The following is a 12,077-nucleotide window of genomic DNA, read 5'->3' on the forward strand; positions in this document are numbered from 1 at the left end:
CGGGCATTCTAAAAACGCTTCACTTAAGAATTACTTAGGAGGCAACACTCTTAAGCCGGTTTTAAGGACCTGCGCACAGAATCCGCTGATCCGAGTCGAGGAGACCGATATGCGTCGTGCGATACAACGGCTGATTCCGGCACTGCTTACCGCCCTGATCCCGCTGATGTTTGCCACCGCCAGCCAGGGGGCAACATCGGCACCGAGCGCAGGGGCTCATCCGGATCCGACGTTTCTCCCGGTCAACAAGGCGTTCAGGCTGACCCTTCAGCGACAGGGCGACCATGTACTCGCGCACTGGGATATCGCCGAAGGCTATTACCTGTATCAACAGCGGATGGGTATGCAGATCGCCGGTACGCCGGCATCGAAGGCGACCTTCTCGCCGGCCCCCACCTACAAGAACGATCCCTATTTCGGGCGTGAGGCGGTGTTTCACCACCAGGTGACGCTGAGCAAACAGCTGACGGCAGCGCCCGCCGGACCGCTTCAGGTCACCGTGCGTTATCAGGGGTGCGCCGAGGCGGGGCTTTGCTATCCGCCGCAAACTCGGCAGCTCAGGGTATCCCTGACCAAACACGTCAACAGGGTGAAGCGTCCTACATCACCGATCAGTACCGCCTCGGTCTCAGCCATACCGGCAACGGCCACACCGGACAGCGCCGACGGCCTCTCACGTTTTCTCTCCCACGCAAGCTGGCCCTGGGTCATTGCGACTTTCTTCGTGCTGGGACTGGGGCTGACCTTTACGCCCTGCGTGCTGCCGATGGTGCCGATCCTGTCTGGCATCATTGTCGGCCAGCGGGAACGGCCCTCCATGCCCCGCGCCTTCAGCCTATCCCTGGCCTACGTACTGGGCATGTCCCTCACCTACGCGAGTCTCGGCGTATTGGTCGGTTACTTCGGTGCGCGCGCAAACCTGCAGGCGTGGATGCAGCAGCCGCCGGTTTTGATACTGTTCAGTGCGCTCTTTGTGCTGCTGGCGCTGTCCATGTTCGGCTTCTATGAACTGCAGTTGCCGGCCGCGGTACGTGATCGCCTGGATGCCCTGAACCGGCGCCAGGAAGGCGGCCAGTTGCTGGGCGTCGGGTTGATGGGCGTCTTATCCGCACTGGTTGTCTCCCCCTGCGTATCGGCGCCGCTGGCCGGCGCCCTGCTCTACATCTCATCGACCGGCAATGCACTGTTCGGCGGCCTGGCGCTATTTGTACTGGCACTCGGCATGGGCGCACCGCTACTGGTGATCGGCACGGCGGGCGTGCGCATACTGCCCAAGGCCGGCGCCTGGATGGAAAGGGTCAAGCAGGCCTTCGGCGTGGTGCTGCTGGGTGTCGCGCTCTGGTTACTGGAAAGGATAGTGCCGGCGCCTTTGAGCCTGGTTTTATGGGCCATGCTGCTCATCGGGGTGGGCATACATCTCGGGGCCCTGGGGAATCATGCTTCAGGCTGGAAACGCAGTTTCCAGGCACTGGGCCTGATGGCGCTGGTGTGGGGCATTTTCCTGCTATGGGGTGCAGCCCAGGGAAGAGGCAGTTTCCTCCAGCCGCTCGGCCCAGGACTCCAAACCGCCAGCATCGAACCGGCCGGTCCGGAAACCCATTTCCACAAGCTGAGCAACCCCAGCGCCCTGACACCGATACTGGCCCAGGGCAAACCGGTGATGGTCGATTTCTATGCCGACTGGTGCGTCAGCTGCAAACTGATGGATCAGGATGTCTTCGACACCCCCCAGGTAGCCCAACTGCAGCGCAAGCTCGATTTCGTCCGCGTGGACGTCACACACTTCAATGCCGCGCAACAGGCCCTGCTGAACCGTTATGGACTGGTGGGGCCGCCCGCGGTCCTGTTCTTCGACGGACATGGCCGGGAAATCCGGCCGGCACGGCTGGTGGGAGAGACCTCCCAGGCGGATTTCCTGAAGGACGTTCGCCAGAGGGTGTTGGGGGAAAGCTAAGGGAGACAACCTATACCCCATCAGGGGAAGCTGCTGATCTGCTGCTTCTGCGCCGCCGTCAAATCGGCGGTCACCGGCGCGCCCTTAAAGCAGCCGATGGTGTAGGGATATTCCGCGGTCAGCACGTAGTGATACATGGTGACCAGGCTGCCATGCCACATCACCGCGCTGGTCGTGCCGTGACAGGCATCCAGGTCACTGGTATGGAGAATCTGACCTGAGGCCAGATCCCGTTCCCCGTAGATGCCGAAACCATCGAGGGCATAGCCCACCAGTCCCGAGGTCGTCTCGTTCGGCATGCAGGAGGACGGCCCATGGAAGTGATACTGTCCGGTTTTCTCAGGATGACCGCCGCAATGGTCCTGCACCTCATGGGCCACAGCATCGTGACCGCTGGCATCGAGTGCATCGTAGATGGCCACACCGTCAGTGGTGAAACCGATCATGCCCATCGGCACACAGGTCGGTGTCGCGGCCACGACCGGGTCGGTCGGCAACGTAATCTGGATCGTCTGCGCCTGAATGGCATTGGGATTGGTGTCGTACTGGTAAGCCGGATCCGTGGACTGGATCGGAAAGATGCCTGTGGTCTGGACAGACGGATCCGGCAAATTGTTTGAGGTAATCGTCATTGTTGTGCCGGAGACACTGACCAGCGTTTGCGCTGCCAGCCAACTGACACTGCCCGCTACCGAGACTTTCTCCGACGGATACCAAAGACTCCCCTGGATCCAGGGGCCATCATGAAGCACCGTCTTGGACCACGATGTCTGACAGGACATCACATAGCCCACCTTCGGCGTCAGTGCGTACAGGCCATCGCCCAAGGGCAGGCTTGCCACCGTCGTTGTTGACGTCGTCGTCGGGGTAGAGGTGTCTGCCCCCGCTCCTCCGCCACCACATCCGGCCAACATCACCGCCAGACTGACGGCCAAACACCCACGCGCGACCTTCATGGCTTACACCGTTTTTTGTTGTTTCAGACAGCATAAACGATGTTTCGAGGATACCGCCAAGGCGCCATCGCAAATCGAATCGAACGTTTCAGGTATTTGGCAGCGAGTGTGACGTGGTACGGGTTTTATGAAGGCCGGTGTCTCTCACTCGGTTCCCTCTTATCCGCCTTGTACCCGACCCACAGAAACAGAAAGGGAATCACATAGATAAGGACATTGCCAAGGACATTACCGCGGACGCCAGTCCCGGCTACCGAGTAGGGCCCACCGAACGCCTCTGCGGTTATCCAGACCATCAGGGAATACAGGATGCCGACGGGAATCAGCAGGCGCAGCCATCTGCCGCTCAGCAGGCCCACGGCAATCAGGGTCTCGGCCAGAGCCACCAGAACGGCAACCAGGACCGGCCCCACGGCATGAACCAGTTCGGCGACGAACGAAAGCCAGACAGCAATCCAGTGCGGCTGACCCGGAATCACCGATGTGATCTGGCTGGCGAAATGCAGCAGGAACGCCGGAAGCCATTTCAACACCGCGTCGAACAGCCACAGCAGGCCGAAAGCGACCCGGGCCGCATGCCACAAACGCCCATCCGCGCTGTGCACATCCGTCCCAGGGCGTTCAAGCACAGGGGCAACCGACAACAGGAACAGGAAAGCGATGGCATAGGCCACGAAAACACCGGGATCGGTCTGCCCGCCCGCATAGGGATATCCGAAGCCGTCCAAGAACACCCAACAAACCAGGCTATAGACGATACCTGCAACGGCCGCGAGGGCGACATTTTTTCGAACCAACAGCGCCACGCCGAGCAGGATAGCCACCAGAACCATACCCCCCGCCGCGATCCCGGCGCCGACGGCTTCGGCTCCATGCAGCCCAATCGTCTGCAGCGGACGGAGCCATTCGGGTACCGCTGAAGTGGATTTCGCGAGCGCATGAATGAAATTGGCCTTGGCGCCGGGAACAACCAGCCAGGCCATCGCCTGAAATCCCGCGTTGACCAGCCAGACCAGGCCGAACACCCCGACCAGAAGATGCAGTTTGGATTCCTGCGCCGTATCGAATGAAACCGCCCTATCAGCTTTCATGCTCATCTCCACAGAGACAGGAATCAGGAGGATCGTGCCCACTCGGACAAACCGTTAAGCACTCATGTCGGCGGGGATTATCAGGCAACAAAGACCTGACCGACCGTCTCTGTAAATGACAACTGGGGGGCATCAAAGTTCAGGCAACGCAGTGCGCTGGCTCCCAACAACCTATGGAGATAACCGACAGCTGTCGCCAATTCCCGGCAGTCCCGCCGAGAAAATTGCCGGACAGCCTGTTTTTGTTTACGAAATGGACTTATCGTATCTGTGGATATACGACAGTGGATTACGCGGTCCACGGTCATCGCTTTCAGAATTTGTCGTCGAATTCGAAATAGTGGCTGCAGGTTTTTCGTTTTAAAACAGTCTATTGCTGGAATATTCGGTTATTGCTGGGTAGGAGATGGGCGGCATCATGATATATGACAGCTGTCGTTGAATTACCTGTTATGCAATTTTTGAGCTCCTAATGAACACGAGAGATATGATTGGCACCTATGCTGCCCATGGGGGCGCTTGGAATCACCTCAAGAAAAACCTTATTCGCGAAGGCCTGAGTGAAGCCTTTGCAGAAGATTTTATATCACGATGCCGATATCGATTAGGTAGGGAGACTGCTGAGAAAGCTCTGCGGGTATACGATTACTGGCTTGCATCTCAGCGTGAGAAAAAGACTAAATTATTCATGGTCTTATTGTCGCCCTGAATGGAGCTGCACGACGCCGGCCGTAGCCCTTTGGGGCGTTTTAGGCAGACAAAGCATAACCAGTCGTTCCAGTTCGTTCCGGCCCTGGCGGGCCTCCACCGGACCGGTTTTCCGTTGCACTCCAAACCGGCCGCTGAACATTGGCGTTAGATGAGCAGATAAGCAAATGAGTGATTCACCAAGATTCAGGATTTTCATTATTGGCGCAGGCTTTTCTGTTCACGCAGGCTTGCCGCTTGGTGAGCAGTTGTTTGAATTTGTTCGACAGTCCGTTAACCGAAAATACGGCTCTGAGAACAAGCTTGAAAGAGATCTGGATTGGTACCTCAAGTATAGGGAGCGGTGTGATCACATTTCTTGTGATGCACCTGTAGATTATGAAAAATTTATGTCCTACTTGGACTTAGAACACTACCTGGGGTTACGTGGAAGTGATACGTGGAGTGACGAAGGTAATGAATCTCAGTTGCTGATTAGAAATGGCATACAAGAAGTTATTTACTCGCGGACACCCAGCACGCCAACAGATGAGTGCATAAGGTTTTGCGAACAACTACGACCTCAAGACATAGTTTTAACTTTTAATTACGATACTTTGATTGAGGATACTCTCGATTTCTTAGAGAAGCCTTATCGTCTCTTCCCGAGCCGTCTTAAAGAAGTAGGGATATCATCATCAATAGTTGATAGTGAAGCCGAGGCAGATGAAATATGTATAAGCAAACTGCACGGCTCAATCGATTGGTATGACAAAATCCCGTTTTTAAAAGATAGAGAACATGCAAGCCAATATGAGTACCCGTGGGAGTCTAGACATCCAGTATTTAAAGATGGCACTGCCGTTTTAAGCTCGCCCCTGATCGATGGGCTTTCCCATGAAGACGATCCACTTAGATATGTTTACCGTGTTGATGATCTATCACAACTCACGAAAGCGCAATTCTGGCAATGTTCTCCGTTGATTTTGTCGCCATCTAGCTCGAAAATTCTCTATGCGAACCCTCTAAAGTCGCTCTGGAGAGGCTTGCAGCAGGCTGGTGGTTTGAACTTTGGTCTGGGCGTTGTTGGGTATTCTTTGCCTCCCTATGATGAGTATGCTCGCCAAGCGCTGTACCATCTAATGCGCAACTACACAGAGTTTGAATATGACTTAGAAATGATGGGCCTTACCAAGGGCCCAGCAAGAATCCTTGATTATTCTCCGCCTGGTTCCTCTGATTGGAAGATCCGTAGGAATTATTCATTCATGAACTGGGAGAGAACTGAATTAAACACTTCCGGCCTCAATGAGAAAAGTATTGATTGGTTAATGCAGTAACAACATCATCTAATCAGTTGCTGCACGCGGATAAATTACTCGCTGCGCTCCTAATTTACCGGCGAGCAAGGCGTTAGCCATACGAAAAAGTACTGAGCATGGATGAAATAGAGAAAATCATAAGCCGATACGATGAGGAATACGTAGGGCAAAGCTTACGAACACTAGATGACATAAATAGATTTACTGGAACTTTTGTTCGGGATGTGGCAGAGATTTATGACTGCATTACTAGAATTCGAAATGTTTATCGCAACTCTACGGGTTTCAGCTTAGAAGATGCTCCAATTTTGGGCTTGCTAACTAGGATATGGAAGCTGCTCAAAGAGATTGTAAATTACTACGAGCAAGATAATGCTGAAATTATAAGTATTCTAGAAAGGCCATTAATCGAAGCCGCAGTGACAGCAGAATACCTGCTGATGAGCGATTCAGATGTAATTGAAGATTACAGAAAGTGCTCTTACAAAGACCGATTGAGGATACTTCGTGAACTCAAAGAAGGTTCTCGCTTCTTTGAGACAAAGGCGGGAAAACGCCTGCTCAAATCTGTTCAGGAGAAGATGGATCTGGAGGGCTTCTCAGAAGACGATTTCAAAGAGCAAAAGAAAAATCGATGGAGACTCCAGGGCAAGACATTCTTCGATATTTTCAAGGAAATCACGGACGAGGATCTATACAAATACACTTACGGAATGATGTCAGAGTCAATACATGGTTCGTGGAACGAATCTATGGATTGGTGCCTTCAAAAGAATGAAGATTCTACGTTTACCGTATATCCGTTCTACCATGAGGCTGATGTGAGATATATATGTCCAACACTCAAGTTTTGCAATGAGTCATACCGACTCTGGTTAGAGCGAATTGATTGCCTAGATGAGAACATGATTAATGTCCTCGATTGGATCGAGAGAGTAAACACAAGAATATTCATGATATTCGATCAAAAATATGATGGACCAAATGGCTAATCGGGTAGCCGGGGGTATCTAGCCCCCAGCCCCAACAACACCCTGCATGCGGCTCCGCACAGGGCGTTTCACTTGGAATGGTGAAGCTTGATCCACCCATCACGAAGGGACACAAGACCCGCAGATTGCAGGAAGGCATTGGATAATGCTTGTTGTATTCCCGGTGTCTTGGAACTTCGCCATGGTCCTTTGCTGGTAATGCCACAAGCCACCGCCGCTCGGACCTCAACACGGGTTCTACCCAGTTTAGTGGACGCGCATCGCTAACTCCACAAGTGACCGGCTCCCCTCTAGCTTGTCCCTTCCAAGTTTCAAATGAAGTTCCGCGTGAAGCCAACCGCTCCGATGTTCGATTGCCCTGAATGAATTCCCCTGCCACATCAGTCAGTGAAAACCAGCTAAACCCGCACCACCGAAACCGCCTTCTCCAGATCGACAATAAGCTGTTGCAAACGCTGGCTCATTTCTGCGCTGTCGACCATACGCTGAACCATGTTTTCAGTGGTTTCGCGAATGCTGTCGATATTCTGTTGCACGGCATCCGTTTCGCCGGACTTGGCATCGGAGGCCTGGGCGATTTCGCGGACGCTGGTGGTGATGGTTTCCACTGCTGCGGTGATTTCCTGCAATGCCTTGCTGCCGGCGTTGGCGCGTTCCACGCACTGGTGTGCACTGTCTGAACTTTGCTGCATGCTGTTGACCGAGGCCTCCAGCGCACTCAGCAGGCGACCGATGGTTTCCTGGATCTGGTCGGTGGAATCCTGGACCCGTTGGGCCAGGCTACGAACCTCGTCCGCCACGACAGCAAAGCCGCGGCCGTGCTCACCCGCTCGCGCCGCCTCGATAGCGGCGTTCAGCGCCAGCAGGTTGGTCTGTTCGGCGATACCGCGGATTTCGTTGACTGACTTGCCGATTTCCTGGCCGTTGCGGGACAGCACTTCCACGCTGGTCGCCGAAGACTCGATATCCCCCGCCAGCTTTTGAATGGCCGACGCCGTTGTGTCCACCAGTTGTTTACCTTCGCCGGCGATCTGGTTGGCCTGCCCGGACTGGGTGCGCGCCACATCGGCCTGACCGGCGATATGCAGGAAGGCCTGCAGCATGTCATTCACGACATTGGCCGAGCGGTCGGCGCCGGACTTCTGCCTGACCAGTTCGTCACGAGCCTCGAGCGTGGAGGTATTCATCCGCTCGACTTCCTCGCGCAACTGCACCACCGCCCCTTTCATGCTGCCAACCACGTCCATGGTCCGGGACTGCATGGCATTGAACGCTTTCGCCATCTCGCCGATCTCGTCTTCCGAAACGACCGTCGCCCGGCTGTTCAGGTCGCCATTCTTCTCCACATCCACCATGATCTGCTTGAGCTGGTTGACGTGCTTTTCGATGAACGAAATCAGGATCTGCGAGATCAGCATCTCCAGCGTCATCAGCACGATGACCACGCCAGCGAAGCCCGGTGCGTATTGCGGGAAGACATCCCAGAAAGACCGATGTCCCTCATTCGCCAAAAGGTTCAGGGAGTAAATTACCAGCAACATCAGGACGGAAAGGACGAAGATATTAACCAGCCAGAACTTGTACTTGAGGCGAAGATTTCGGAAAAATGCTTGCATCGACCAGCAGACCTTCTGTGAATAATCTGTACGACATAGAGGCGCGATACCGGCCCCCTTGCCAGTATAGATGCCAGACACATAACTGCCATTCCAATGCGCAGCGACTCATAGACTTAGCGTTCGCTCCCAGCTTTACGCCCGCCACAGTTTAACGCCTCCGCCCTGTCATTGGGCCAGATTGAGGCGCTCTCCTGATCAGGATCAAAGCATTTATTCTGCACGCGTTTTCTAATGCGGTATGTCCCTCATTCTGTAGCGAATATTCGCCATGGCGACGCCCAGCGCATCGATCAGTGCCCCAGAGGACGCCCCCGCAGACTGGCCGGTGATCGGCCAGATCACGGCCGTCCATGGTCCGGTGGCCGTGATGCGCTGCGACAAGCTCCCTCCGTTGCGCCAGGCGCTCTGCGCGCCGATCGCCGGTGAGCGCTGCCTGTTCGAGGTTCATCAACATCTCGACGAACATCACGTCCGGGCGATTACGCTACACAGCACCTCTGGCCTGAGCCGTGGTATGGCGGTGCACGACACCGGCGCACCACTGCATGTGCCTGTCGACCCCAGTTGTCTCGGGCGTCTGCTGAATATCTTCGGTGAGCCTCTCGATGGCGGCCCGCCCCTGCCGGCGACCCACTATCGCAATATCCACGGCGAGCCTGTCGCCCTTGAGGACGCCATCGCCACTGGCAGCGTTCTGGAAACCGGCATCAAGGTCATCGATCTGCTTTGTCCTTTCATTCGCGGCGGAAAAACGGGACTGTTCGGCGGCGCCGGCGTCGGCAAGACGGTGCTGATCATGGAGTTCATGCATGCCGTCGCCACCCTGCACGAGGGGGTTTCCGTGTTCGCCGGCATCGGCGAGCGTATCCGCGAGGCCCACGAACTCTGGCAGGAGATGGACCAGGCGGGCGTTATGCCGCAGACGGCCATGCTGTTCGGTCAGATGGACGAATCCCCCGGCGTTCGTTTCCGTGTCGGCCTGTCGGCCCTCACCTATGCCGAATACCTGCGCGACACCATGCAGAAGGAAGTCCTGTTCGTGATGGACAACATCTTCCGCTACGCCCAGGCCGGCAGCGAAGTGTCCAGCCTGCTCGGCCGCATGCCGGCAACCGTGGGCTACCAGCCCACGCTCACCACCGAGGTGGCGGAACTGCAGGACCGCATCCAGACCACCCGCCAGGGCTCCATTACCGCAGTCCAGGCCGTTTACGTGCCGGCGGACGACATGACCGATCCCGCCGTAAACGCCATCCTCAGCCACCTGGATACCACCGTCATCCTTTCCAGGGCCCAGGCTGCCAAAGGTATCTATCCCGCGGTCGATCCACTGCAATCGACCAGCAAATTGATGGACAAGTACACCCTGGGCGATCGTCACTACCAAATCGCCGAGGGTGTTCGCGAGCATTTCTCCCGATACCGCGAACTGGAAGACATCATCGCCATGCTCGGTATCGAAGAGCTGTCCCCCCAGGATCGCCAAGTCGTCATGCGGACACGCAAGCTGGAACGCTACCTGACCCAGCCCTTCGCCGTCACGACAGCCCATACCGGCATAGCAGGTGTGTCAGTACCGTTGTCGGATACGTTGGATGACTGCGAAGCCTTTCTACGCGGCAATTACGACGACCTGCCCGAGGAACGCTGCTACATGCGGGGCAGCCTCAAGGGAGGCCAGCCATGAACCGTTTTCTGTTGGTCCTGCAGGACAGTCGACACGTCGAGGAAATCCCGGACGTTTCCTCCCTCGTCGGCGAGGATGCCTCTGGCAGTTTTTCCATCCGGGCCAATCATGCCCCTTTTATGACCATACTCCTGACCGGCCTGGTCCGTTTCCGCCGGGAGGATGAGGCATGGGAATACCTGGCGCTACCCGGTGGACTTCTGGTCGTCGACAACAATAGGGTCACGCTCTCTACCCGTCGCTATTTCCGGGGCGACGATTACGAAGCCGTGGCAACTCGCCTGCGGGAAACGCTCGACGCCGAAGAAGACAACCTGCTGACGGTGCGCGCCAGCCTGCGGCATATGGAAGATGAAATCCTGCGCCGTCTCTACGATGTTCAGCGTCAGGACCGCTTTAGACCGTGAAACAGGACGACGAACTGGAACGCCGTATCCGGCGTCAGGGTCAACGCCTGGACAGGGCAAAACGGGAGCGCCGCTCTCTGCTTGCGGAAACCGTCCATGTGGGCACCCTCGGCCTGGTCTTCGTGCTGCCGGTGGTGGCGGGAGCCTATCTGGGCCGCTGGCTGGACAGCCTGATGTCGGGTTATTCGATGCGCTGGACCCTAAGCCTGATCATCGTCGGCGTCGCGGTGGGCATTTACAGTGTCTACCGGACGCTCAAGGAGCCTTGAGATGAGGCCATCAACAGGAGAGCATGCATGGAAAGCTCAGCCCTGAGCCCCGGCGTGGTTTTTCAGCTCGGACCGCTGATCATCACCAGCACCGTGATCACCACCTGGATCACGATGCTGGTGATTACGCTGTTCTGCCTGATTGCCCGCTCGCGTCTGCAAGAGGAGCCGGGACGGCTGCAAACGGTTCTGGAAGGCATCGTCAGCGCCATCGAAAATGCCGTTATCGAGGTCGAACCCAGCCACGGGGCGCGGATTATGCCGTTCGTCGGCAGTCTCTGGATTTTCCTGGTGATCGCCAACCTGACGGGCCTTGTCCCCGGCCTTCATGCCCCGACCCGGGATCTGTCGACGACCGCCGCCCTCGCCTTCCTGGTGTTTCTCTCGGTCCACTGGTATGGCGTCCGGATACAGGGCTGGCGCGGCTATATGCGGCATTTCCTGGCACCCAATCCGCTGTTACTGCCCTTCAACCTGATCAGCGAAGTCAGTCGCACCGTCGCCCTGGCGGTACGCCTGTTCGGCAATATGATGAGCCTGGAGATGGCCGCCCTGTTGATCCTGGTGGTCGCGGGCTTTCTGGCACCGGTCCCCATCCTGATGCTGCATATCGTCGAGGCGCTGGTACAGGCCTATATCTTCGGGATGCTGGCACTGATTTATGTGGCGGGTGGTATGCAGTCCCAGGGTGAGTTGTGATGTTTTGAGCCTCTGGCGCTGAGTGAACAGACAGAGAGTGCGGGCAGGTATCTCGAAGTGAGGCCCGACGCGCACCTCCCCAAATTGGCAACATAGCGAGAAACGACAATGACAGACCTGGCAACCTTTTCCACCGCCTCCACGGTGGCCGTGACTCTAGCCATCGCCATCGGCGTTATCGGCCCAGCCCAGGCGATGGGGCGCGCCATCAGTCAGGCCCTCGAAGCCCTCGCCCGTCAACCGGAGGCGGAACGGTCGATCATGCGAACCCTGTTCATTGGCCTGGCCATGATCGAGTCCCTCGCCATCTATGTGCTGGTTATCGTACTGATCGTGCTGTTCCGCAATCCGTTGCTGGAATACCTGCTGAAATAGCCACGACTCACAGAGGCTT

The 12,077-nt window shown here is 56.3% G+C and carries 11 protein-coding genes; 8 read left to right on the forward strand and 3 right to left on the reverse strand.

Annotation, left to right across the window (positions count from 1 at the left end):
• The first annotated feature begins 109 nt into the window (after positions 1 to 109).
• The gene (dsbD, locus tag CLR77_RS10275) at positions 110 to 1,954 is read left to right on the forward strand and encodes a protein-disulfide reductase DsbD (protein ID WP_158227169.1); all 1,845 of its coding nucleotides are present in this window, start codon (positions 110 to 112) and stop codon (positions 1,952 to 1,954) included.
• Between the two features lie 20 nt (positions 1,955 to 1,974).
• Here dsbD and CLR77_RS10280 read toward each other — a convergent pair whose 3' ends face one another.
• Both CLR77_RS10280 and CLR77_RS10285 read right to left on the reverse strand, forming a co-directional pair.
• Positions 1,975 to 2,910, reverse strand: coding sequence for a YHYH protein (locus CLR77_RS10280; protein ID WP_198962734.1), 936 nt, complete (start codon positions 2,908 to 2,910; stop codon positions 1,975 to 1,977).
• A 125-nt stretch (positions 2,911 to 3,035) separates the two neighbouring features.
• The gene (locus tag CLR77_RS10285; protein WP_097460570.1) at positions 3,036 to 4,001 is read right to left on the reverse strand and encodes a hypothetical protein; all 966 of its coding nucleotides are present in this window, start codon (positions 3,999 to 4,001) and stop codon (positions 3,036 to 3,038) included.
• Between the two features lie 875 nt (positions 4,002 to 4,876).
• Here CLR77_RS10285 and CLR77_RS10290 point away from each other — a divergent pair.
• Complete coding sequence (locus CLR77_RS10290; RefSeq protein WP_097460571.1) at positions 4,877 to 6,028, forward strand: SIR2 family protein; 1,152 nt, start codon at positions 4,877 to 4,879, stop codon at positions 6,026 to 6,028.
• A 98-nt stretch (positions 6,029 to 6,126) separates the two neighbouring features.
• Entirely contained in the window at positions 6,127 to 7,002 is an 876-nt protein-coding gene (locus CLR77_RS10295) for a DUF5677 domain-containing protein (RefSeq protein WP_097460572.1), read from the forward strand.
• Positions 7,003 to 7,400: 398 nt separating this feature from the next.
• Here the strand turns inward: CLR77_RS10295 and CLR77_RS10300 are convergent, their stop codons facing one another.
• Positions 7,401 to 8,618, reverse strand: a complete 1,218-nt coding sequence (locus CLR77_RS10300; RefSeq protein WP_097460573.1) for a methyl-accepting chemotaxis protein — start codon at positions 8,616 to 8,618, stop codon at positions 7,401 to 7,403.
• 271 nt (positions 8,619 to 8,889) lie between these two features.
• Here CLR77_RS10300 and atpD point away from each other — a divergent pair, with 271 nt between their 5' ends.
• The 5 genes from atpD (at position 8,890) to atpE (ending at position 12,058) form a co-directional block, all read left to right on the forward strand.
• Complete coding sequence (gene atpD, locus CLR77_RS10305; protein ID WP_097460574.1) at positions 8,890 to 10,308, forward strand: F0F1 ATP synthase subunit beta; 1,419 nt, start codon at positions 8,890 to 8,892, stop codon at positions 10,306 to 10,308.
• Positions 10,305 to 10,715 (forward strand): F0F1 ATP synthase subunit epsilon, encoded by a 411-nt coding sequence (locus CLR77_RS10310; RefSeq protein ID WP_097460575.1) that lies wholly within the window; start codon positions 10,305 to 10,307, stop codon positions 10,713 to 10,715. Before atpD ends, CLR77_RS10310 begins: the two co-directional genes overlap by 4 nt.
• A complete protein-coding gene (locus CLR77_RS10315) occupies positions 10,712 to 10,984 on the forward strand; it encodes an AtpZ/AtpI family protein (protein WP_097460576.1) in 273 nt (90 codons plus the stop codon). Before CLR77_RS10310 ends, CLR77_RS10315 begins: the two co-directional genes overlap by 4 nt.
• 27 nt (positions 10,985 to 11,011) lie before the next feature.
• A complete protein-coding gene (locus CLR77_RS10320) occupies positions 11,012 to 11,683 on the forward strand; it encodes a F0F1 ATP synthase subunit A (RefSeq protein ID WP_097460577.1) in 672 nt (223 codons plus the stop codon).
• Between the two features lie 108 nt (positions 11,684 to 11,791).
• Positions 11,792 to 12,058, forward strand: a complete 267-nt coding sequence (gene atpE / locus CLR77_RS10325) for an ATP synthase F0 subunit C (protein ID WP_097460578.1) — start codon at positions 11,792 to 11,794, stop codon at positions 12,056 to 12,058.
• The last annotated feature ends 19 nt before the right edge of the window (positions 12,059 to 12,077 follow it).

It is taken from the genome of Mangrovitalea sediminis (genome assembly GCF_002514725.1).
Classification (GTDB): domain Bacteria; phylum Pseudomonadota; class Gammaproteobacteria; order Pseudomonadales; family Oleiphilaceae; genus Mangrovitalea; species Mangrovitalea sediminis.